General features: G+C 64.4%; 22 protein-coding genes and 1 other RNA gene. 17 read left to right on the top strand and 6 right to left on the bottom strand.

The window, feature by feature from the left end; all coding sequences use genetic code 11:
- Positions 1-4 precede the first annotated feature (4 nt).
- Positions 5-310 carry a DUF2282 domain-containing protein gene (locus ACH107_RS14520; RefSeq protein ID WP_412506445.1) on the bottom strand — a complete coding sequence of 102 codons (306 nt, stop codon included), beginning with the start codon at positions 308-310 and terminating at the stop codon, positions 5-7.
- 258 nt (positions 311-568) lie between these two features.
- Positions 569-2515: a threonine--tRNA ligase gene (thrS, locus tag ACH107_RS14515; protein ID WP_412506444.1), complete on the bottom strand. Its 1947-nt coding sequence runs from the start codon at positions 2513-2515 to the stop codon at positions 569-571.
- A gap of 349 nt (positions 2516-2864) precedes the next feature.
- Here thrS and ACH107_RS14510 point away from each other — a divergent pair, with 349 nt between their 5' ends.
- From ACH107_RS14510 to ACH107_RS14495, 4 genes are all read left to right on the top strand, one after another.
- On the top strand, positions 2865-3095 hold the full coding sequence (locus ACH107_RS14510) for a hypothetical protein (RefSeq protein WP_412506443.1): 231 nt from the start codon (positions 2865-2867) through the stop codon (positions 3093-3095).
- A gap of 93 nt (positions 3096-3188) precedes the next feature.
- Positions 3189-3947 (top strand): alpha/beta fold hydrolase, encoded by a 759-nt coding sequence (locus tag ACH107_RS14505; RefSeq protein WP_412506442.1) that lies wholly within the window; start codon positions 3189-3191, stop codon positions 3945-3947.
- 91 nt (positions 3948-4038) lie between these two features.
- Positions 4039-4764, top strand: a complete 726-nt coding sequence (locus ACH107_RS14500; RefSeq protein ID WP_412506441.1) for an alpha/beta fold hydrolase — start codon at positions 4039-4041, stop codon at positions 4762-4764.
- Positions 4757-4999, top strand: a complete 243-nt coding sequence (locus ACH107_RS14495; RefSeq protein ID WP_412506440.1) for a hypothetical protein — start codon at positions 4757-4759, stop codon at positions 4997-4999. Before ACH107_RS14500 ends, ACH107_RS14495 begins: the two co-directional genes overlap by 8 nt.
- A gap of 30 nt (positions 5000-5029) precedes the next feature.
- On the opposite strand, the gene phaZ is transcribed toward ACH107_RS14495, so the two are convergent.
- A complete protein-coding gene (gene phaZ, locus ACH107_RS14490; protein WP_412506439.1) occupies positions 5030-6316 on the bottom strand; it encodes a polyhydroxyalkanoate depolymerase in 1287 nt (428 codons plus the stop codon).
- A gap of 103 nt (positions 6317-6419) precedes the next feature.
- Here phaZ and ACH107_RS14485 point away from each other — a divergent pair, with 103 nt between their 5' ends.
- The 4 genes from ACH107_RS14485 to ACH107_RS14470 all read left to right on the top strand — a co-directional run bounded on the left by ACH107_RS14485 (position 6420) and on the right by ACH107_RS14470 (position 10489).
- Complete coding sequence (locus ACH107_RS14485) at positions 6420-8222, top strand: PHA/PHB synthase family protein (RefSeq protein ID WP_412506438.1); 1803 nt, start codon at positions 6420-6422, stop codon at positions 8220-8222.
- Positions 8223-8364: 142 nt separating this feature from the next.
- A complete protein-coding gene (locus ACH107_RS14480; protein WP_412506437.1) occupies positions 8365-8814 on the top strand; it encodes a phasin family protein in 450 nt (149 codons plus the stop codon).
- 142 nt (positions 8815-8956) lie between these two features.
- Positions 8957-9520, top strand: coding sequence for a polyhydroxyalkanoate synthesis repressor PhaR (gene phaR / locus ACH107_RS14475; RefSeq protein ID WP_412506436.1), 564 nt, complete (start codon positions 8957-8959; stop codon positions 9518-9520).
- A gap of 6 nt (positions 9521-9526) precedes the next feature.
- A complete protein-coding gene (locus ACH107_RS14470) occupies positions 9527-10489 on the top strand; it encodes a LysR family transcriptional regulator (protein ID WP_412506435.1) in 963 nt (320 codons plus the stop codon).
- Between the two features lie 7 nt (positions 10490-10496).
- Here the strand turns inward: ACH107_RS14470 and ACH107_RS14465 are convergent, their stop codons facing one another.
- Positions 10497-11189 carry a metal-dependent hydrolase gene (locus ACH107_RS14465; protein ID WP_412506434.1) on the bottom strand — a complete coding sequence of 231 codons (693 nt, stop codon included), beginning with the start codon at positions 11187-11189 and terminating at the stop codon, positions 10497-10499.
- Positions 11190-11245: 56 nt separating this feature from the next.
- Between ACH107_RS14465 and ACH107_RS14460 the strand changes: the two genes are divergently transcribed.
- The 7 genes from ACH107_RS14460 to ACH107_RS14430 all read left to right on the top strand — a co-directional run bounded on the left by ACH107_RS14460 (position 11246) and on the right by ACH107_RS14430 (position 16213).
- Positions 11246-11908 carry a ceramidase domain-containing protein gene (locus tag ACH107_RS14460; RefSeq protein WP_412506433.1) on the top strand — a complete coding sequence of 221 codons (663 nt, stop codon included), beginning with the start codon at positions 11246-11248 and terminating at the stop codon, positions 11906-11908.
- Between the two features lie 33 nt (positions 11909-11941).
- The gene (gatC, locus tag ACH107_RS14455) at positions 11942-12229 is read left to right on the top strand and encodes an Asp-tRNA(Asn)/Glu-tRNA(Gln) amidotransferase subunit GatC (protein WP_412506432.1); all 288 of its coding nucleotides are present in this window, start codon (positions 11942-11944) and stop codon (positions 12227-12229) included.
- Complete coding sequence (gene gatA / locus ACH107_RS14450) at positions 12229-13716, top strand: Asp-tRNA(Asn)/Glu-tRNA(Gln) amidotransferase subunit GatA (RefSeq protein WP_412506431.1); 1488 nt, start codon at positions 12229-12231, stop codon at positions 13714-13716. Before gatC ends, gatA begins: the two co-directional genes overlap by 1 nt.
- Positions 13717-13755: 39 nt before the next feature.
- Positions 13756-14541: a hypothetical protein gene (locus ACH107_RS14445; RefSeq protein ID WP_412506430.1), complete on the top strand. Its 786-nt coding sequence runs from the start codon at positions 13756-13758 to the stop codon at positions 14539-14541.
- Entirely contained in the window at positions 14531-15241 is a 711-nt protein-coding gene (locus tag ACH107_RS14440; RefSeq protein ID WP_412506429.1) for an N-acetylmuramoyl-L-alanine amidase, read from the top strand. The genes ACH107_RS14445 and ACH107_RS14440 overlap by 11 nt, the downstream gene beginning before the upstream one ends.
- An 11-nt stretch (positions 15242-15252) precedes the next feature.
- Positions 15253-15652, top strand: an RNA gene (gene rnpB, locus ACH107_RS14435) — RNase P RNA component class A.
- 51 nt (positions 15653-15703) lie between these two features.
- Positions 15704-16213, top strand: coding sequence for a DUF2244 domain-containing protein (locus tag ACH107_RS14430; protein ID WP_412506428.1), 510 nt, complete (start codon positions 15704-15706; stop codon positions 16211-16213).
- A 4-nt stretch (positions 16214-16217) separates the two neighbouring features.
- Here ACH107_RS14430 and ACH107_RS14425 read toward each other — a convergent pair whose 3' ends face one another.
- Entirely contained in the window at positions 16218-16676 is a 459-nt protein-coding gene (locus ACH107_RS14425) for a GatB/YqeY domain-containing protein (RefSeq protein WP_412506427.1), read from the bottom strand.
- 183 nt (positions 16677-16859) lie between these two features.
- Between ACH107_RS14425 and carA the strand changes: the two genes are divergently transcribed.
- A complete protein-coding gene (gene carA, locus ACH107_RS14420) occupies positions 16860-18008 on the top strand; it encodes a glutamine-hydrolyzing carbamoyl-phosphate synthase small subunit (protein ID WP_412506426.1) in 1149 nt (382 codons plus the stop codon).
- An 85-nt stretch (positions 18009-18093) separates the two neighbouring features.
- On the top strand, positions 18094-20028 hold the full coding sequence (locus ACH107_RS14415) for a glycosyltransferase (protein WP_412506425.1): 1935 nt from the start codon (positions 18094-18096) through the stop codon (positions 20026-20028).
- Here ACH107_RS14415 and ACH107_RS14410 read toward each other — a convergent pair.
- Entirely contained in the window at positions 19969-20613 is a 645-nt protein-coding gene (locus tag ACH107_RS14410) for a GntR family transcriptional regulator (RefSeq protein WP_412506424.1), read from the bottom strand. The genes ACH107_RS14415 and ACH107_RS14410 overlap by 60 nt on opposite strands.
- Between the last annotated feature and the right edge of the window lie 198 nt (positions 20614-20811).

The raw sequence follows: 20811 nt of genomic DNA, 5'->3' as shown, positions 1-20811 counted from the left end.
GGTGTCAGGACGGCAGGTCGCGCTTGAGCGCTTCGAGGCTGCCTTGGCGCGGCGTGCCGTCGGCCATGTCGGGCAGGTCGATCTCGGTGCAGGTGCCCTCGTCCACGAGCGTCCAGGCATTGCCCTGGTAATCGACGGTCGAGGTGCCCGCGCAGGTGGTGCCGGCCCCGGCCTTGCAATCATTTTCGCCTGCCAGCGACACGCCGTAGCATTTTTCCTGGCCGCCTTCGGCGGCTGCCGGGGTGCTGTGGGCGGTGAGGGCTGCTGTCATGGCGCCGGCAATGGCGACTGTCTTCATGGTGTTGGACATCGGGTTACTCCGTTGCAGAATTCAAGTTTCATCGCCGTGGTCCACGTGGATCTTTTCAACCACGTCGCGGCGATGACACCGGAAGTCTAGGCGGAGACAGCGACAGCTTGCCAGTAACGAGACCGTTAGACACGGACGCGTTAACGCGTGTGACCGTGATGCGAGCGGCCAGGCGCTGATATGACCGGATTTTTACCCGATTCCGGTGCCGCGCGGTCGGTATTGTTACACGCGGCACCGGGTTATGCCGGGGCAATGTTACAGCAGGTCGGGTGGGGTCGCCTCGCGCGCAAGGGCGCCGATCACGTCATCGAGCGCTTCGACGCTTGTCCGTTTCTCCCCGAGCCGCCGCAGCGAGACGGTGCTTTCCTCGACCTCGCGCATCCCGCAGGCAAGGATGACAGGCACCTTGCCCACCGAATGTTCGCGGACCTTGTAATTGATCTTTTCATTGCGAATGTCGGCCTCGGTCCGGACACCGGCCGCGCGTAGCTTCTGCACGACCTCGTGCACGTAATCGTCGGCCTCGGACACGATCGAGGCGACGACGACCTGCCGCGGCGCCAGCCAGAACGGCATTCGGCCCGCGTGTTCCTCGATCAGGATGCCGATGAATCGCTCGAAGCTGCCAAGGGCGGCACGGTGCAGCATCACGGGGCGGTGTTTCGCGCCGTCCTCGCCGATATAGGTTGCGTCCAGCCGTTCGGGCAGGACGAAATCCACCTGCAGGGTGCCGCATTGCCAGTCACGCCCGATGGCGTCTGTCAGGACGAACTCCAGCTTCGGACCGTAGAACGCGCCTTCGCCGGGGTTCAACGTGAAGCTGCTGCCGGCGGCCTCGGTCGCGGATTTGAGCGCGATCTCGGACTTGTCCCAGACATCGTCGCTGCCCGCGCGCTTTTCGGGACGGTCCGAGAATTTCACCGCGAACTTCTCGAAGCCCAGATGCCGATAGACCTCTGACAGGAAGTCGATGAATTTCTTGGTTTCGGCCTCGATCTGGTCCTCGCGGCAGAAGATGTGCGCATCATCCTGCGTGAACCCGCGGACCCGCATGATCCCGTGCAGCGCGCCCGACGGCTCGTAGCGGTTGCATGACCCGAATTCGGCCATGCGCAACGGCAGGTCGCGGTAAGACTTGAGCCCCTGGTTGAAGATCTGCACGTGGCAGGGGCAGTTCATCGGCTTGAGCGCGTTGATGGATTTCTCGCGCGCGTGCTCCTCGTCGACCTCGACGATGAACATGTGGTCCTGGTACTTGTCCCAGTGTCCCGAGGCCTCCCACAGCTTGCGGTCGACCACCTGCGGGGTGTTCACCTCGACGTAGCCGTCCTTTTGCTGCTGGCGGCGCATGTAGTCCTGCAGCGTGGTGAAGATCGTCCAGCCGTTGGGGTGCCAGAAGATCTGGCCCGGCGCTTCTTCCTGCATGTGGAACAGGTCCATCTCGCGGCCCAGCTTGCGATGGTCGCGCTTCTCGGCCTCCTCGAGGAAGGTCAGGTATTCCTTCAGCTTCTCACGGTTCGCGAAGGCGACGCCGTAGATGCGCTGCAGCATCTGGCGGTCGGAATCGCCACGCCAGTAGGCGCCGGCGACGCTCATCAGCTTGAAGGCGTCGGCGGGCAGTTGCCCGGTATGCTGCAGGTGCGGGCCGCGGCACAGGTCCTGCCAGTGGCCGTGCCAGTACATGCGCACCGGCCCGTCGCCCGGTATCGCCTCGACCAGCTCGACCTTGTAGGGTTCATTGTTGGCCTTGTAGTACTTGATCGCACGCTCACGCTCCCAGAGTTCGGTCGTGACCGGGTCGCGCCGATTGATGATTTCCTTCATCTTCTGTTCAATCGCGCCCAGATCCTCGGGCGTGAACGGGGCATCGCGGTCGAAATCGTAATACCAGCCATTCTCGATCACGGGGCCGATCGTGACCTTGACGTCGGGCCAGATCTCCTGAACGGCGCGCGCCATGACGTGGGCAAGGTCATGCCTGATGAGTTCAAGCGCCGGCGCCTCGTCCTTCATCGTGTTGATCGCGATTTCCGCGTCATCCTCGATCGGCCATTGCAAGTCCCAGTGTTGCCCGTTGACCTGCGCGGATACGGCCTTCTTGTGCAGCGATGTCGCGATGCCGGCCGCCACGTCCGCCGGTGTCACGCCCTTGGGAAAGGAACGCACGTTGCCATCGGGTAAGGTCAGGGAAATATCGGCCATAGGCCCATGCTCCTCGTCGGTTTGGCGCCCACGGAACGCCCGGTTGCGGGTAATTGGTTGCGCTGCCTTTTCGCGGTTCGCGCCTGGCAAGTCAAGGCTGGCTTCAAGAAGGTGCGCGCGTGGGCGGTGATGGTTAGGATTGCGAAATTCCGGGGGGCTGCGGCGTTGACAGCTTGGCGTTGGAAAGTGTGCGACTGTACGCCGATGGTTGTGTGCAGCCGTATGCGGCGCGTTGCGTAACATATTGACGCAGTTTCGAAAATCTGGTTGGCGTTGGCGGGGTCCGAGCATATCATGTCATATGTTCACTATCGGAAACACGACATGACACCGCATCAGGGAGCGATTCATGCCTAAATACAACGCGACGTTCGAGCTTTCGCTCGAGGACATGGAACTCATCGAGAACGCCTTGCACCGGAAAAAGCAGGACCTTGCGCAACAATTGACCGAGGACGCCGGCGGAACGCCCGAGGTCAAGCCCGATGACGACATGCGCCAGATCCACGACCTGCTGGGCCGGCTGCACAATCAGAAGGTTTTCTACAGGCCGCGCCGCGGCGCCTATGTCGGCGGCTGAGCCCGTCCCGGCGCCGGGCAGGTCGTAAAACCGGTTTGCCCGCGCCGCCGCGCCCGTGCCATTCTTGCCGCGTTATCAAAACGGAGGCACGTCGTGGCAGAGCCGACTTACCTGACGACAGATACGGGCCGCAGGCTGGCCTATCACCGCACCGCGGGGCAGGGGCCCGGTGTCGTGTTCCTTGGCGGGTTCAAATCCGACATGGAGGGCACCAAGGCGCTCCACCTCGAAAACTGGGCCCGGTCCGAACGGCGCGCATTCCTGAGGTTCGACTATTCCGGTCACGGCCAGTCCTCCGAAACGTTCACGGACGGCTGCATCGGTGATTGGGCCGCCGACGCGATGGCCGTGATCGCGCAGTTGACGGAGGGGCCGCAAATCCTTGTCGGCTCGTCCATGGGCGGTTGGATCACGTTGCTGGCGGCACGGGACATGCCCGAGAAAGTGGCAGGGATCGTCACCATTGCCGCCGCGCCCGATTTCACCGAGGACGCGATGTGGGCCGGTTTTGACGCGGCGCAACGCGAGACGCTGATGGCCAAGGGGCGGCTCGCCCTGCCGAGCGACTATGGTGAGCCTTACATCATCACCCGCCGCCTGATCGAGGACGGGCGCGACCATCTCGTGCTGCGCGCGCCGCTCGAACTGCCGTTCCCGGTGCGTTTCTTGCAGGGCACGGCGGATGCGGATGTCGACACTGCCGTTGCGCTGCGGCTGCTCGACCACGCTGACGGGGCGGACATGCACCTCACGCTGGTCAAGGGTGCCGATCACCGCTTTTCGACGCCCGATTGCCTTGCCTTGATCGAGGCGTCCGTGGCCGAGGTAACGGTCCGTGCCCAAGCGGTGTAAGGTGGCGCCGTCCCGCTTGACCTCGGGGCCGCCTGTGGCACTGTGCTGGTCATGATGGGGTACCCGCACAAAAGGCGCGAAAGGGGGTCACATGCGTGATCCGGTGGTGTTCCTGCCGGGCATGATGTGCGACACGCGCCTGTTCGGTCCGCAGGTGACCGCGCTTGGCCGGTCGATGGCCGTCATGACCGCCCCGATCATCCATGGTGAAAGGATCGAGGAGATCGCCTCGGTCCTGCTGGACGTTCTGCCGCTCCGTTTCGCGGTCGCCGGCCACGCGATGGGCGGGATCGTCGCGATGGAGCTACTACGGCGCGCGCCGGACCGGGTGTCGCGTATTGCCCTGCTGGATACCAGCCCGCTTGCCGAGACACCGCAATCCGCCGCCGATTACGAACCGCCGCTGATCAAGCTCAGGGCGGGGCGGCTGCCCGAGGCCGTGGCGGGTTTCGTGCCGGTCGAAAGCCTCGCCCTTGGTACGGAACGGGCGCGGGTGCATTCCCTGCTCACGGAAATGGCCGAAAGCGTCGGGCCCGATGCGATCACCCGACAGGCCCGGGCGCTGCAACGGCGGCGTGATTACCAAGCCGTGCTGCGGCGGTGCAAGGTTCCAGCGCTCGTCTTGTGCGGACGGCACGACACGCTTTTCCCGCTCAAGCGGCACAGCTTTCTGGCCGATCTGATTCCCGATGCCGACCTCGCGGTCATCGACGATGCCGGCCATCTTCCCACGCTCGAAGCGCCGGCGGAGACAACGCGCGCGCTGTCTGATTGGCTGGCCCAACCCACCTCCACGCCGAACCGGACGGATGCCTGAGCCACGCAAGCCCTCGGCCAAGGGGCGGCTCAGGCGGCTGAGGCGGCGCGTGCAGGTCTGGGGCAAGCGCAACCTTCCGCCGGGGCTGCGCTTGCTGGCCGGCATACTGTTGATCATCGGCGGGGTTCTGGGGTTTCTGCCGGTGGTCGGGTTCTGGATGCTTCCACTGGGGCTGGCGCTGGCCGCTCTGGATATCGTGCCGATACTGCGTTGGTGCAGGCGGCGCCGCTCCTGACACGCCGCCCACACAGCCGTTGTCGCCGGGTCAGGCGGCCTTGGCCTTCTTCTTGCGCGGCGAGGTGCGGTTACGCTTGGCCGGGGCCTCGGAATTCGCGTCGATGAAATCCAGCACGAGGGGCCGGATGTTGTTGCGCCACGACCGGCCCGCGAAAATCCCGTAATGGCCGGCTTCGGGTTCGATGTAGCTGGCCTTTTTCCGGTCGGGCAGGCCCGTCAGCAGGTCGAGCGCTGCCACGCATTGTCCGGGTGCCGAAATGTCGTCCTTGCCGCCTTCGACCGTCTTCACGGCGACATTCGTGACCGCCCCGAAATCCACCTTGTGCCCGTCCACGACAAATTCGTTCCGCGCGATCTCGAGGCCCTTGAAGACACGCTCGACCGTGGAGAGGTAGAACTCCGCGGGCATGTCCATGACGGCAAGATACTCGTCGTAGAACTTGTTGTGGGGGTCATGGTCGCTTGCCTCGCCGCGGCTTACCCGCAGTATCTGGTCGGTGAAGGCCTTGGCATGGCGCTCGCCGTTCATCGACATGAAGGATTGCAACTGCAACAGGCCGGGATAAACCATCCGACCGACGCCCTTGTACTTGAACCCGACCCGCTGGATCATGGTTTCCTCGAGCTGGCCCATCGTCACCCGGCGGCCGAAATCTGTCACGTCCGTCGGCGTCGCATCCGGGTCGATCGGTCCGCCGATGAGCGTGAGCGTCCGCGGCTGCGCGTCCGGTTCAAGCTCAGCAAGGTAGGCCGCGGCGGCAAGAGTCAGCGGTGCAGGCTGGCACACCGCGATCACGTGCAGATCGCTGCCCAGTTCGCGCATGAAATCCATCAGGTAAAGGGTGTAATCCTCGATGTCGAACTTCCCGGCGCTCACCGGGATGTCCCGCGCGTTGTGCCAGTCGGTGACGTAGACCTCGCAGTCGGGCAGCAACGACCGGACCGTCGAGCGCAACAGCGTTGCATAATGGCCCGACATCGGCGCGACCAGTAGCACGCGGCGGTCCATTTCCTCGCGCCCGGTCACGTCGAAATGAATCAGGTCGCCGAAGGGGTGTTCGACAACCGTTTCGATGTTGATCAGGTGATCGCGTCCGTCCTCGCCCGTGATCGAATCGATTCCCCAGTCCGGTTTGCACACCATGCGCTGAAACGTGCGCTCCGTCACTTCGCCCCATGCGGCCATCCACTGGATCGCCGGGTTTGGCGTGAGGCTGAAAATTGGATAGGATGCCAGCGAAAGGGCGGACGCGCCCAGCCACTGATTGGTGTTGCGGAGGGTCTCCATCAGGTCATACGTCATCATGTAGCGCATCGTCGTCTCCTTCTTGGTCCGCCGCGCGGTTGCATTCGCCGCACTGCCCCTCCAGCTTGGCGACGGTATGCTGCAAAGCAGAAACTACGAGGGATTCGTTAAAATGGCAACGCAAGAGGACGCCGCGGGTGAAAATCTCGAGAAATTCAACGAGAACCTGGCGCGCGTCGAGGAGCTGTCGCAGCGGTTGATCACGGCGCTTTCGGCGCGCAACCCGGCAAACCCGACACTGAACGGCCCCTCGCAGGAGCTGTTTGCCAAGGCGGCCACGGCCTATTGGGCCGAGATGCTGGAAAATCCCGGCAAGTTGTATGAGCAGCAGTTAGAATACTGGGGCAAGTCGGTGCAGCATTTCATGCAGGCACAACAGCAGATGCTGCAAGGCCATGTGACCGCGGACGGGCAAGACGACGATCCGCTCGCCGGGGACAAGCGTTTCGCCAACCCGCTCTGGCAGACGCATCCGTATTTCAATTATGTCAAGCAGCAATACGCGCTCAACAAGCAGGCGGTCGAACACGCCGTCCAGGAGATCGACGACCTTGATCCCACGGAAAAACGGCGGCTGGAATATTTCTCGCGCCAGATCCTGGACATGATGGCGCCGACCAACTTCCTCGGGACGAATCCGGACGCGCTGGAAAAAGCCGTCGAGACGGAGGGTGAAAGCCTCGTGCTCGGGCTGGAGAACCTCGTCGCGGACCTGGAGGCCAATCACGGCGAGATGGTGGTCCGGCTGGTCGATGAAACCGCGTTCGAGCTGGGGGGCAACATCGCCACGAGCCCGGGCCAGGTCGTTTATCGCAACGACATGATGGAACTGATCCAGTACAGCCCTTCCACCGACGAGGTGCACGAAGTGCCGCTGGTCATCTTCCCGCCGTGGATCAACAAGTTCTACATCCTCGACCTCAAGGAAAAGAACAGCCTGATCAAGTGGATCGTGGATCAGGGCTATACGCTGTTCGTGGTAAGCTGGGTCAACCCCGATTCTTCCTACGCCGATGTCGGGATGGATGATTACATCGAGGACGGCTTTCTCACCGCGATCCGCGAGGTCAAGGCGATCACCGGCCGGAAACAGGTGAACGCGGTCGGCTACTGCATCGCCGGCACGACGCTGCACCTTGCCCTCGCGCTCATGGCCAAGCGCAAGGACCGCAGCGTGAAATCCGCCACGTTCTTCACCGCGCTGACTGATTTCTCGGAACAGGGCGAATTCACGCCATTCCTGCAGGACGATTTCATCGACGGCATCGAGGAAGAGGTCGCCGAGCAGGGCGTGCTGCGCTCGTTCATCATGTCGCGCACAATGTCCTTCCTGCGGTCCAACGACCTGATCTACCAGCCGGCGGTGAAAAGCTACATGATGGGCGAAACGCCGCCCGCCTTCGACCTGCTGTACTGGAACGGGGACGGCGCCAACCTGCCCGGCAGGATGACGATGGAATACCTGCGCGGCCTGTGTCAGCGCAACGAGTTCACGACCGACGGGTTCGAGCTGTGCGGCGAGAAGCTGCATGTCAGCGACGTGACCGTGCCGATCATGGCTGTCACCTGCGAGACCGACCATATTGCCGCCTGGAAGGATTGCTATCGCGGGTTCCGCATGACCGGCGCCAAGGAACGTAGCTTCATCGTTTCCGAGTCGGGCCACATCGCCGGCATCGTTAACCCGCCCGCGAAGAAGAAATACGGCCATTTCACGAATGACGACCTGAGCGGGGATGCCGATGCGTGGATGGCGGGGGCCACTTATAACGAAGGTTCCTGGTGGCCCCGATGGGAGGCGTGGCTGAGAAAGCGGTCGGGCAAGAAGGTCCCGGCGCGCAGTCCCGGCGATTCGGCGCATCCGCCGCTTGCTCCGGCCCCCGGAGCCTATGTCCGCCAGAAGGCAAGTTTCTGACTACCAAGGGAAAATCGGACAACCCCGTGTATTTTGCTGCAGTGCAGAAAAAAGGTTGAAATTCTGCGCTGCAGCATCTATGTTTTTTTGCAGTTGCAGAAACGGCGGATGATCCGCCGGAACATGAAAAGGAGCCGTAGACATGGCAAAAGCGCAAGACTTCAACACGATGATGAAAGACATGATGGGTGCGTTCCCCGTCGACACCAAGGCGATGGAAGACGCGTTTCAGAACCAGGCGTCGCTGAACGAGAAGCTGTCGGGCGTTGCGCTTGAAGCGGCCGAGAAATCGGCCGAGATTTCCAACAAGTGGACAAAGGAAACGCTGGCCAAGCTCAACGAGATGTCCAAGGCCAAGTCGGAGCCTGCCGACTACGCCAAGGCGATGACCGATTTCGCATCTGCGAACTCCGAGGTCGCCGCCGAGAACATGGCCGCCTTCGCCGAGGTCGCCAAGAAGATCCAGACCGACACGGTCGAGCTTCTGATGGCTGCCGGCAAGGACATGCAGGAAGACACCGCCAAGGTGATGAAGCAGGCCAGCGACGACATGACGGCAGCCGCCAAGAAGGCCGGCACCGCCGCCAAGTAAGACGGCACGCGCAGGCGGGCGTCTCTCCCTTCCTCCCTGACGGCGTCCACTGTCCCGGGCGAGCCCTCGAGGCTCGCCCTTTCTTTTTGTGCTGCACTGGCATAAGCTGCAGCGCAGCGCCTAATTCATGGGAGGACGACCCTTGGCTGACACCAATAAACCGCTGCTGATCAAACGCTATGCCAGCCGGCGCCTCTACAATACCGAGACGTCGGATTACGTGACGCTGGAAGACATCGCCGAATTCATCCGCGATGGGCGCGAAGTGCAGATCATCGACCTGAAATCGGGCGACGACCTCACACGGCAGTACCTCCTGCAGATCATCGCCGAGCACGAGAGCCGGGGCGAACATGTCCTGCCGATCAACGTGCTGACCGACCTCGTGCGCAGCTACACCACGCAGGCCACCTCGCTCGTGCCCGATTTCCTTCAGGCAAGCTTCGAGATGCTGCGCGACGGGCAATCGCAGATGATGGAGAACATGACCAAGGCCAACCCGTTGGCCGGGATGCCGGGCATGGAGGCGATGCGCGCCCAGCAGGAAGCCTTCGTGAAGGCGATGACCGGGGGGATGCCCGGTATCCAGACAGGGCCGGCCAAGGATCAGGGCGAGTCCGCCCGCAGCGAGACGACAGAGGACCTTGACGAGATCAAGAAACAACTCGCGGACTTGCAGCAAAAACTGTCCAGGATGGACAAGTAGCCGCGAATGGTCGACAGCCCCGGCCGGATAACCCTGTGGGGGATCGAGGTGTTCATGGCCGCGGCTGACGAGCGGTCGATTTCCGCGGCCGCGCGTCGTCTGGGCGCCAGCCCGTCGGCGGTCAGCCAGCAATTGACCAATCTCGAAGGCGCGGTCGGTGCCACCCTGTTGCAGCGCAACGCGCGGCCGATCCGGCTCACCCCGGCGGGCGAGATCATGCGCCGCCGGGCGCAGGCCATCCTGAACGAGGCCGCGCAGGCCCGCGCCGAGCTTGCCATGTCCGACCTGTCGATGATGACGCGGTTCCGGCTGGGCATGATCGAGGATTTCGAGGCCGACGTGACGCCCCAATTGCTCAGCCACATGGCGGGCGAGTTGAAGTCATGCCAGTTCCTGCTGGAAACCGGGGCCAGCCATTACCTGCACGATCTGCTGGATGCGCGCGCGCTCGACGTCATCGTTGCTGCCGAGCTGGGCGCGGACGACTGGGCCGAGGTGCATCCCCTGCTGCGCGAGGGGTTCGTCGTGGCCGCTCCCCGGGGTGCTATCGACCCCGGCGGCAACGTGCTGCGCCAGCTAAGGCGGCTGCCTTTGGTGCAATATACGCAGCGCCACTACATGGGCCGGTTGCTGACCGCGCACCTCGCACGGCAAAACCTGACGGTGCCCCACCGGTTCGAACTCGACAGTTACCATGCCATCCTGGCTCTCGTGGGGCAGGGCGCGGGCTGGACGATCCTGACGCCCCTTGCCCTGATGCGGGCCCGGCGCTTCGCGGCGCAGATCGACGTGATGGAACTGCCCTTCGAGCCACTGGCGCGGACGATCACGCTGACCGCGCGCAAGGATATCCTGCAGCAGATGCCGGCCCATGTCGCGGAGGTGCTGCGCCCGATCCTGCGCAGCACGGTGGTAGGGCCTGCTATCGCCGAGTATCCTTTCCTCGCGGACACCCTGACGCTGCTTTGATCCCCGCTCAGAACTCGATCGGGTTCATGACCTCGGGTTCGATCACGTCGACACCCGGCAGGCCCGCGGCAAGCGCCTCGGCCGTTTGTTCCAGCAAGGGAAACGTCCTGTAATGGCAGGGAATCACCGTCTTGAAATCGAAGAAGGTTTTGGCCGCGTAGGCCGCGCGTTTCATGTCCATCGTGAAATGCCCGCCCGCGGCGAGGATGCCGATATCGGGCTGGTGCAGGTCGTTGAACACTTTCATGTCGGCCATCACGTCGGTATCGCCGGACACGTAGATCGTGTGACCGTCCCCCGAGATCATGAAGCCGCATTCAGTGCCCGGCACCTGCGGGCCGCCCTCGCCGCCGAAGCTGGAAGAATGGGTGGCATGGACCATCGTCACGGCGACGCCGTTCAGGTCGACGGTGCCGCCCTTGTTGAACCCGACGACGTCGAGCCCCTCGTTTTCCTCCCACCATGACATCAGGTCGAATTGCCCCACGACCGGCACGCCGAGTTTCTTGGCCAGGCCGGGCAGGTCCGAGGCGTGGTCGAAATGCGCGTGGGTCAGCAGGATATGCGTGGCCTCCCGCGTCGCGTTGTCCTGGCTGTCTTCCGACAGCATCGGGTTGCCGGTGAGCCACGGATCGATCAAGAGAACCTGCCCGCCGATCTCGATGCGGAACGAGGCATGTCCGAGCCATGTGATTTTCATGTGTCTCTCCCTATGTTTTTCGTCACACTACCAATCACGAAGCCGGAGAAAACCCCTTGGACTGGACGCGCGCCGTTGACGGCTATTGCGAGCGGCTGGATGCCACTTACTGGGCCGAGCCCGTCAATGCCTTGACGAACGTGGCTTTCCTGTTGGCGGCACTCGTCGTCTGGCGCCGGCTCGGGTCCGCGTCGCTGCCGCTGGCCCGGGCGCTGGTTATGGTGCTGGCCGCGATCGGGGTCGGCTCTTTCCTGTTTCACACGCATGCGCGGGCATGGGCGGCGCTGGCCGACGTCGTGCCGATCCTTGGCTTCGTGCTGATCTACATTTACGCCGCGAACCGCGGCTTCTGGGGCATGGGGCGCGTGGCGGCGCTTGTCGGTGTCGTCGTCGCGGTCGGCCTGTCAGCCGCGTCGGTGCCTTTGTTTGCGACAATTCCCGTGCTGGGGCTTTCCGCGGGGTACCTGCCCCTGCCTGTCCTGATCGCGGGATACGGCCTGGCGCTGCGGCGGCGCGCGCCCGAGACGGGGCGCAATCTTCTGATCGCGGCCATGCTTCTCCTCCTGTCGCTGATATGCCGCAGCCTCGATCCCGTCATCTGCCCCGTCTTCGCGCCGGGCACGCATTTCGGCTGGCATTTGCTGAACGCGCTGATGCTGGGCTGGATGATCGAGCTTTACCGGCGCCATATGCTTGCGCCGCCCGTGCCCCGGCGCTAAACGCGGTATCGACTGGAAAACGGAGATTGATGCATGTCGATCGACAAGGACACCGCCGCCAAGGTCGCCAAGCTGGCCCGGATACGGGTCGAAGAAGGTGACCTGCCGTCACTGGCGCAGGAATTCAACGACATCCTCGGCTTCATCGAGCAGCTGGAGGAAGTGGACGTCGACGGCGTCGCCCCGATGACGAGCGTGACGCCCATGCGCCTCAAGCGGCGCGACGACGTCGTTACGGATGGCAACATGCCCGACAGGATCCTGTCGAACGCGCCGGATGCGCGCGAAGGCTTCTTTGCGGTGCCGAAGGTGGTCGAGTGATGAGTGAACTGAACGGACTGACGATCGCCGAGGCCCGCGACAAGCTGCGCAAGGGCGAGGTCACCGCGGTGGAACTGACCGAAAGCTGCCTGTCGGCGGCGGACGGGGCGGGTGCGCTGAATGCCTACGTGCACGCCACGCCCGATATCGCCCGCGAACAGGCGCAGGCCGCGGATGCGCGGTTGAAATCCGCCGACGCGCCGGCAATGTGCGGCATCCCGCTGGGCATCAAGGATCTCTTCTGCACGCGCGGCGTGCCGAGCCAGGCGGCAAGCGGCATCCTTGACGGGTTCCGGCCGGAATACGAGTCGACGGTGACGAAAAAACTGTTCGACGCAGGCGCGGTGATGCTGGGCAAGCTCAACATGGACGAGTTCGCCATGGGCAGCAGCAACGAAACCTCCGTCTACGGCAACGCGGTCAACCCATGGCGGCGGGACACCGACGAAACGCCGCTCACCCCGGGCGGATCCTCGGGCGGGTCGGCCTCGGCCGTTTCGGCCGATCTCTGCCTCGGGGCGACGGGCACGGATACCGGCGGCTCGATCCGCCAGCCTGCCGCCTTCACCGGCATCACGGGCATAAAACCCACCTACGGGCGCTGTTCGCGGTGGGGGATCGTGGCTTTCGCCTCCTCGCTCGATCAGGCGGGGCCGATGACCAAGTCGGTGCGCGACGCCGCGATCATGCTCGGCGCGATGTGCGGCCACGACCCCAAGGATTCGACCAGCGCCGACATCCCCGTGCCCGACTTCGAGGCGATGCTGACCGGCGATGTCAGGGGCAAGGTCATCGGGATCCCGCGCGAGTACCGCATGGAGGGAATGCCGGAGGAGATCGAGAAACTGTGGGCGCAGGGCACCGAGATGCTCAGGGATTCCGGCGCCGAACTGCGCGATATCTCTCTGCCGCATACCAAGTACGCGCTGCCCGCGTACTACGTGATCGCGCCGGCCGAGGCGTCATCGAACCTCGCCCGGTATGACGGGGTGCGCTACGGCCATCGCGCGCAGCTCGCGCAGGGCGACGGCATCACCGAGATGTACGAGAAAACCCGCGCCGAAGGCTTCGGCGACGAGGTGAAGCGCCGCGTCATGGTGGGTACCTACGTGCTGTCGGCCGGGTTCTACGATGCCTATTACAACCGCGCCCGCAAGGTCCGCACCCTGATAAAGCGCGATTTCGAGCAGGTCTTCGACGATGGCATCGACGCCATCCTGACGCCCGCGACGCCGTCGGCGGCCTTCGGGCTGGGCGAAATGGCCAAGGCCGATCCGGTCCAGATGTATCTCAACGACGTTTTCACCGTGACGGTCAACCTTGCCGGCCTGCCCGGAATCAGCGTGCCCGCCGGCCGTGACAAGCAAGGGCTGCCGCTGGGGCTGCAACTCATCGGCCGCCCGTGGGAAGAGGGTGATCTGCTGAATTGCGCTCATGCGTTGGAAACGGCCGCGGCCTTCGTGGCCAAACCCGTGAAATGGTGGTAAACAACGCCTCTGAGACAGGTAAAGTCGGGGTTGCCGCACATGCGTGTTACTGTATCGGTCCTTGTCATCGCGGCCGCGTCCGGCTGCGCGCCGTCCATTCCCGACAGCGCGTCGGGTGTCGGCTTCGGTGATTACGACACCTATCAGCAGGACAAGGAGCGCCGCGATGCGCAACTGTCCGGTTCGGCCGTGCCGGCGCCCGGCGCGGTCTCCGAACAGCCGCTGGACGCGGTCGGGTTGAGTGAGCCTGCCATCACGCCCGAGCAGGACGATATCGGCGCGGCGACGCGCGCCGTGCTCGACGCGACAACGGAAAATTCCGCCGACGCGGCCGGGGCGCGCACACCCGGGAGCGGCGATACCGACGACGCCGAACCCGACACGGTTCTGACCCCGGAGGGCATATCGCAGGAAAACGACTTCGAGGCGGTAGGGGCCGAGCGTTCGATCGAGGACGACGCCGAGCTGATTGCGCAGAACAGGGCGCAATACAAGGTGATCGAGCCCTCGGAATTGCCCGAGAGACGGGATTCCGACCGCCCGAACATCGTTGCCTATGCGCTTGAGACCGTCCACCCGCCCGGGACACGGTTGTTCGAACGCTTCGGTTTCAACAAGGAAGCGCGGTATAACAGGAATTGCGTCAAGTATGCTTCCCCGGACCGTGCGCAGGAAGATTTCATGGCCCGTGGTGGACCGCAGCGTGACAGGCTGGGCCTTGACCCTGACGGGGACGGGTACGCTTGCGGCTGGGATCCGAGGCCGTTCAGGCGTGCCATGCAGGGACAGGATCAGGCGCAGGATCAAGCGCAGGATGACACCTAAAAGGCAGGGCGCGCGCGCCGCGCCGGCGTGCGATGGTCCGACGCCGAATTTCGGCTCACGCCGGGGCGGTGCGCGGCCCGACATGATCGTGATTCACTATACCGCGATGGCGACGGCGCAAGCCGCGCGTGCGCGGTTGTGTGATCCGGCGTCCGGCGTGTCGGCGCATTACCTGATCGACGGCAGGGGCATGGCCGAACGGCTGGTCGACGAAGCAGCGCGTGCATGGCACGCGGGCGCCGGCCGGTGGGGGCCGGTCGATGACGTGAACTCGCGCTCCATCGGGATAGAACTTGCCAACGACGGGGCGCAGCCCTTTGCCGAACCGCAGATGGCCGCGCTTGAAGAATTGCTGGGCGCCATCATGCAGCGCTGGCCGGTGACGCCGGACCGCGTGATCGGCCATTCGGACATGGCCCCGGCCCGCAAACAGGATCCGGGGCCGCGCTTTGACTGGCGGCGGCTCGCGCTTGGAGGCCTGTCTGTCTGGCCCTGCCGCGGGTCTGGCGCGGGTGATTTTCTGGCCGATGCCGCGCGCTTCGGCTACCCGGTGGGCGATGTCTCGCAATCGGATATCGTCGCGGCCTTTCGCCAACGTTTCAGGCCATGGGCCGCAGGCCCGCTCGACGCGACCGATCGCGCCCTGATGCACGACCTCGCCTGTCGCTTCCCCGTTGACCGCGTTACGGCGAGTGCTTAACTGGATCATGCGCGGAGGGCCGGATGGCCGCGGGGCGCGTGATCGCGCGTCCCGAGGAAAGTCCGGACTCCACAAGGCGACGGTGCCGGGTAATGCCCGGTCGGGGCAACCCGAGGGAAAGCGCCACAGAAAACAGACCGCCCCCATGTGGGGGTAAGGGTGAAACGGTGGGGTAAGAGCCCACCGCGGGACGGGCAACCGGACCGGCACGGCAAGCCCCACCGGGAGCAATGCCGAATAGGGACCGCGCGCAGGGCAAGGTCGGGCAACCGATACCGCCTGCAGGTCACGCCTTGGCTTGGCGGTCCGGGTTGGCAGCTTGAGGCGCTCCGGCAACGGGGCGTCCAGAGGAATGGGCATCCGAAGGGCAGCCCCCTTCGACAGAATCCGGCTTACAGGCCCTCCGCGCGTTTTTTCGCCGTCTCGTCTTTTCGTTTGCGACTGGCGGTTTATTATTGTGCTATGCCTTATGAATGGTCCTCGGAAAACGGCGCCCCGCAAAACGCCCGGCTGGTTCTCTGGCCCTACCGGTCCTTGCCGCGCAAGGGGTTCGCGGCGTTCATTCTCGGAACCTTCACCCTGATCACGATCCCGCTTTACCCGCTTCTGGGTACCGTCGTGCTGTGGGGCATCCTGCCGTTCATGCTGTTGGCCGTGGCGGGCATCTGGTGGGGGCTGGAACGGTCTTACCGCAGCGCCGACATGAGCGAGGAACTCTGCATCACCCCCGACGAGGTGCATCTTACGCGGACCGATCCCGGCGGCCGACAGCAGGAATGGGATTGCAACAGTTACTGGGCCAAGGTCCATATGCATACCGCGGGCGGCCCCGTGGCGCATTACATCACGCTCAAGGGTCGCGGCCGCGAAGTGGAAATCGGGGCCTTCCTTTCGGAAGACGAGCGCAAAACGCTTTACGGTGAAATTGCCGAGGCCCTGCGCCGCGCGACGGTCCCGCCGGCCGCGCAATAGCGCGTCAGCTCAATCTTCCCTTCACCCGCGGGCCGACAGCGCCGAAGTCCATCTGGCCCGCGTATTTCTCCTTGAGCCGCCGCATCACCTTGCCCATGTCCCGGATCGAGGTGGCGCCGGTTTCGGCGATCACCTCGTTCACGGCCGTCTCGACTTCCGCGGGGTCGAGCTGACGGGGCAGGAACTCCTCTATGACCGCGATCTCGTCGCGCTCGCGCTCGGCAAGGTCCAGCCGGCCGCCCTCTTCGTAGGCGCGGACGCTTTCCTGCCGCTGCTTGGTCATCTTGCCGAGTATCGCCATGATGTCGCTGTCGCTGACACCGTCTTCGCCATCGCCGCCGCGCGCCGCGATGTCCTGGTCCTTGATGGCGGCATTGATCAGGCGCAGCGTTGCCAGCCGCGCCGTGTCCTTGTCCCGCATCGCCTGTTTCAGCGCACCGTTCACGCGGTCCCGTAATCCCATGACATTCATCCCCGACTTGCGTCACAAGACGTGGAGGGTATCCAAACCGCGCGGGGGTGGCAACCGGTCACGCGTTCGGGTCCGTTCACGCGGGGCCTGTCGCGAAACCGGGCGCGGGGCCCTTGACCGCGTGCGGGGCCGGGCATAGTTTCGCGGCACCCTTGCCCCCGGAGATTCACGACCATGACCAACGCGTCACACCCCCGCCCGACCGCTTGCCTTGCCCTCGCGGACGGCTCGGTCTTTTACGGCAGGGGCTTCGGCGCGACCGGTGTCCGGGCCGCCGAACTGTGCTTCAACACCGCGATGACCGGGTACCAGGAAATCATGACCGATCCCAGCTATGCCGGGCAGGTGGTGACCTTCACGTTTCCGCATATCGGCAATGTCGGCGTGAATGCCGACGACGACGAAACCGCCGATCCGGTGGCCGAGGGGATGGTCGTCAAGTGGGATCCGACCGAGCCGAGCAACTGGCGCGCGACGGACCGGTTGTCCGACTGGCTGGCGCGCCGGGGGCGCGTGGCGATCGGGGGCGTCGATACCCGCCGGCTGACCCGCGCCATCCGTCAGCAGGGCGCGCCGCATATCGCGCTGGCGCACGATCCAGAGGGCAATTTCGACATCGCGGATCTTGTTGCGAAGGCGCGCGCCTTCGCGGGATTGGAAGGCATGGATCTGGCGCGTGACGTGACCTGTGCGCAATCCTACCGCTGGGACGAGATGCGCTGGGTGTGGCCGGACGGCTACAAGCGCCAGACGCAGGCACGGCACAAGGTCGTCGCCGTCGATTATGGGGCCAAGCGGAATATCCTGCGCTGCCTCGCGAGCGCGGGCTGCGAGGTAACGGTGCTGCCGGCCACGTCGACAGCCGACGATGTGCTGGCGCATCGGCCCGACGGCGTGTTCCTGTCGAACGGCCCCGGCGACCCGGCGGCGACCGGCGAATATGCCGTGCCGATGATCCGTGACATCCTGGACAACGGATTGCCAGTTTTCGGTATCTGCCTAGGCCACCAGATGCTGGCACTGGCACTCGGTGCAAGAACCGTCAAGATGAACCACGGCCACCACGGTGCCAATCATCCGGTCAAGGACATGGAGACGGGCAAGGTCGAAATTACCAGTATGAACCACGGTTTTGCCGTGGACAGCCAAAGCCTGCCGGGGGGCGTTGTGGAAACCCATGTCTCGCTGTTCGACGGCTCGAACTGCGGTATCCGCATGCGGGACAGACCTGTTTTCTCGGTGCAGCATCACCCGGAGGCGAGCCCGGGGCCACAGGACAGTTTTTACCTTTTCGAGCGTTTCGCCACGTCGATGGCCGGCTGAAAACGCCGATCCGCCGGCGCCTGTTTACACTTCATTAATCCCCGCCACGCAAACTGACCCCGAGTAAGCGCAACAGGGGCGTGTCATGGGGATATCGGAACTGCGCGAATTGGACGCGCAGCGCCTTGAGGACGAGGCGCCTGTCAATCTCATGGCGCGCGCGCTCGTGCGCGATGGCCGGATAAGCCGCGACGACGCGGCCCGCGCCCAGATCGTGCTACGGCACTGCGACGCGTCCGTCGGCAGGATCCTCGTCGCCGAACACCTGGTGACCGAGGAGGACCTGCTGCGCACGCAGGCGGATCGTCTATCTGTCCCGGTGCTTGGCGCCGCGCAGGTCAACGCGGCGCGATCGTGGCCCTGTGACGAGTGGCTACCCATGCTGTTGCGCCACGCCATTCTGCCGGTCGACCTCGGGCAGGGCTACCCGACGCTAGTGACAAATGACGCAGAGGCACCGCGGCGTGTCCGGCAAATCCTTCCGGCCGACCTTGCCGTGGCGCCGGTTGCGCTTGCCCCGCGTGAAACGGTGCAGGCCGCCATCGCGGCGCGGTTCGGCGCGACGCTGGCCGAAAGCGCACGTACCCGTGTCCCCGAAGGCGAAAGCTGCCGCACGTGGGGCGGTCGTCTGCATCGCAGGCTTGGCATCACCGTCGCGGTGCTGGGCGTGCTGACGATGCTGACCCTTTTCTTTCCGACGGCGGTTTTCGGGGTCCTTGTCGCATGGGCCTGCGTGACCCTGCTGGTCTCGGCGTGCCTCAAGGCCGCGGCCTTCGTCGCGGCCATCAGCGCCGGTCCGGACAGCGATCCGCCGGCGCGGGGCGGGGACCGGCCGCTGCCGAAGGTCTCGATCCTCGTGCCGCTCTTCCGCGAAACCGAGATCGCCCATGCTCTGATCGCCCGGCTTAGCAGGCTGACCTATCCGAAATGCCTGCTCGACGTGATTCTCGTGCTCGAGGAGGCGGATGAAACCACCCGCGAAACGCTCGCCGGGATCGACCTGCCGCCATGGATCCGGGCGGTCGTCGTGCCCGACGGGCAGCCGCGCACCAAGCCGCGGGCGATGAATTACGCGCTGGATTTCTGCGACGGCGACATCATCGGCATATTCGATGCCGAGGATGCGCCGGACCCCGACCAGATCACCGCCGTGGCGCGCCGCTTCCAGACCGCGCCGCCCGAGGTCGCCTGTCTTCAAGGCGTGCTCGATTACTACAATCCCCGTCAGAACTGGTTGGCGCGCTGTTTCACGATCGAATACGCGAGCTGGTTCCGGCTGATGCTGCCCGGTATGGCGCGGCTGGGCTTTGCCATCCCGCTGGGCGGCACGACGCTGTATTTCCGGCGCGATTCGCTGGAAGCCCTCGGCGGCTGGGACGCCCACAACGTCACAGAGGACGCCGATCTGGGATTCCGGCTTGCCCGGCATGGCTACCGGACCGAGATGATCGGCACCGTCACCGAGGAAGAGGCGAATTGCCGTCCGTGGGCCTGGATCAAGCAGCGGTCGCGCTGGCTCAAGGGCTACATGACGACATATCTCGTGCATATGCGGCGGCCCTTTCTGCTCTACCGACAGCTCGGCGGGTGGAAGTTCCTCGGCTTCCAAGCCCATTTCGTCTCGGCCCTGTCACAGTTCACGCTGGCGCCGCTGCTCTGGTCTTTCTGGCTGGTCATGTTGGGGCTGCCCCATCCGCTCGATCCGGTCGTGCCGCAGGCCGGCATGATCGCGCTCGGCGCGGCTTTCCTGCTGATCGAGGTGATCAACATCGTGATCTACATGACGGGCGTCTCGGGGGTGCAGCACAGGCACCTCTTGGCTTGGGCGCCCACGATGCATTTCTACGCTCCGCTCGCGGCTCTGGCTTCCTACAAGGCGCTTTACGAGCTGGTTTTCACGCCCTTCTTCTGGGACAAGACGGCGCATGGCCTGTCGCAACGGGCCGGTGGGAAACGGCGCTCAGACGGTGCAGTCGACCTCTCCGGAATCAAGCTTCAGCCGGGTCACGAAGGCTTTTGAGATATGCGCGCGCAACGCGTCGCCCGCGGTTTCGGCATCGCGGGCCTCGATCGCGCTGACGATCGCGTCATGTTCGGCCAACGCGTCTTCGGGGCGGCCGGCGGCCGCTAGCGATGTCGTGGCCATCAGCGCCATCGACCGGTGCACGAGGTCAAGCTGCTGCACGAGGAAACGGTTGTGCGATGCCAGGTGGATCTGCTTGTGGAACCGGCGGTTGGCCCGCGCCATGGCCTGCGGGTCGTTCATCAGTTTCCGGTCCTCGCTAACCATGTCGCGCAGCACGCGCACCTCCTCCTCCGTGGCGTGCCGCGCCGCCAGATTGGCCGCCAGTCCCTCCAGCTCGGCGCGCACGACATAGAGTTCCGCCAGCTGGTTGTGATCCAGTGACGCCACGATCAGGCTGCGGCCGTCGCGCGTCAGCAGGGATTGCGTCTCCAGCCGTTGCAGCGCCTCGCGGATAGGGGTGCGCGACACGCCGAAACGTTCGGCAAGATCGCTTTCCACAAGGCGATCCCCCGGCTTGTAAAGCCCCGTGTCGATCGCTTCGAGTATCAGCGTGTAGGCATCTTTGTGAGGCGCGGCCATTCGAGTATCCTGTCCCTGTCGGATTGTTGTTGTTCGCGAAGCCTACCGCCCGGGCCACGCGTAAACAAGCCACGGCGATTGCGCCGGCTCGCGGGCACAGCTAGTGGTTTGATCGGATCAAAAGAGTCCAACTATGGGATTCCGTTTTGTGGTTTGGCATGCGAGTCTGGCGCATGCGCAAAGGTATCTCCTTCACCC

Source organism: Roseovarius halophilus (ex Wu et al. 2025) (assembly GCF_047086965.1).
The sequence above is the reverse complement of the archived record's forward strand: the minus strand, read 5'-3'. Positions and strand labels throughout refer to the sequence as shown.

What these genes read in the sequence shown, in the direction of transcription:
- ACH107_RS14520 (WP_412506445.1), bottom strand. Translation starts at nt 310, where the DNA reads ATGTCCAACACCATGAAGACAGTCGCCATTGCCGGCGCCATGACAGCA.
- thrS (WP_412506444.1), bottom strand. Translation starts at nt 2,515, where the DNA reads ATGGCCGATATTTCCCTGACCTTACCCGATGGCAACGTGCGTTCCTTT.
- ACH107_RS14510 (WP_412506443.1), top strand. Translation starts at nt 2,865, where the DNA reads ATGCCTAAATACAACGCGACGTTCGAGCTTTCGCTCGAGGACATGGAA.
- ACH107_RS14500 (WP_412506441.1), top strand. Translation starts at nt 4,039, where the DNA reads ATGCGTGATCCGGTGGTGTTCCTGCCGGGCATGATGTGCGACACGCGC.
- ACH107_RS14495 (WP_412506440.1), top strand. Translation starts at nt 4,757, where the DNA reads ATGCCTGAGCCACGCAAGCCCTCGGCCAAGGGGCGGCTCAGGCGGCTG.
- phaZ (WP_412506439.1), bottom strand. Translation starts at nt 6,316, where the DNA reads ATGCGCTACATGATGACGTATGACCTGATGGAGACCCTCCGCAACACC.
- ACH107_RS14485 (WP_412506438.1), top strand. Translation starts at nt 6,420, where the DNA reads ATGGCAACGCAAGAGGACGCCGCGGGTGAAAATCTCGAGAAATTCAAC.
- ACH107_RS14480 (WP_412506437.1), top strand. Translation starts at nt 8,365, where the DNA reads ATGGCAAAAGCGCAAGACTTCAACACGATGATGAAAGACATGATGGGT.
- ACH107_RS14470 (WP_412506435.1), top strand. Translation starts at nt 9,527, where the DNA reads ATGGTCGACAGCCCCGGCCGGATAACCCTGTGGGGGATCGAGGTGTTC.
- ACH107_RS14465 (WP_412506434.1), bottom strand. Translation starts at nt 11,189, where the DNA reads ATGAAAATCACATGGCTCGGACATGCCTCGTTCCGCATCGAGATCGGC.
- gatC (WP_412506432.1), top strand. Translation starts at nt 11,942, where the DNA reads ATGTCGATCGACAAGGACACCGCCGCCAAGGTCGCCAAGCTGGCCCGG.
- gatA (WP_412506431.1), top strand. Translation starts at nt 12,229, where the DNA reads ATGAGTGAACTGAACGGACTGACGATCGCCGAGGCCCGCGACAAGCTG.
- ACH107_RS14445 (WP_412506430.1), top strand. Translation starts at nt 13,756, where the DNA reads ATGCGTGTTACTGTATCGGTCCTTGTCATCGCGGCCGCGTCCGGCTGC.
- ACH107_RS14440 (WP_412506429.1), top strand. Translation starts at nt 14,531, where the DNA reads ATGACACCTAAAAGGCAGGGCGCGCGCGCCGCGCCGGCGTGCGATGGT.
- ACH107_RS14430 (WP_412506428.1), top strand. Translation starts at nt 15,704, where the DNA reads ATGCCTTATGAATGGTCCTCGGAAAACGGCGCCCCGCAAAACGCCCGG.
- ACH107_RS14425 (WP_412506427.1), bottom strand. Translation starts at nt 16,676, where the DNA reads ATGGGATTACGGGACCGCGTGAACGGTGCGCTGAAACAGGCGATGCGG.
- carA (WP_412506426.1), top strand. Translation starts at nt 16,860, where the DNA reads ATGACCAACGCGTCACACCCCCGCCCGACCGCTTGCCTTGCCCTCGCG.
- ACH107_RS14415 (WP_412506425.1), top strand. Translation starts at nt 18,094, where the DNA reads ATGGGGATATCGGAACTGCGCGAATTGGACGCGCAGCGCCTTGAGGAC.
- ACH107_RS14410 (WP_412506424.1), bottom strand. Translation starts at nt 20,613, where the DNA reads ATGGCCGCGCCTCACAAAGATGCCTACACGCTGATACTCGAAGCGATC.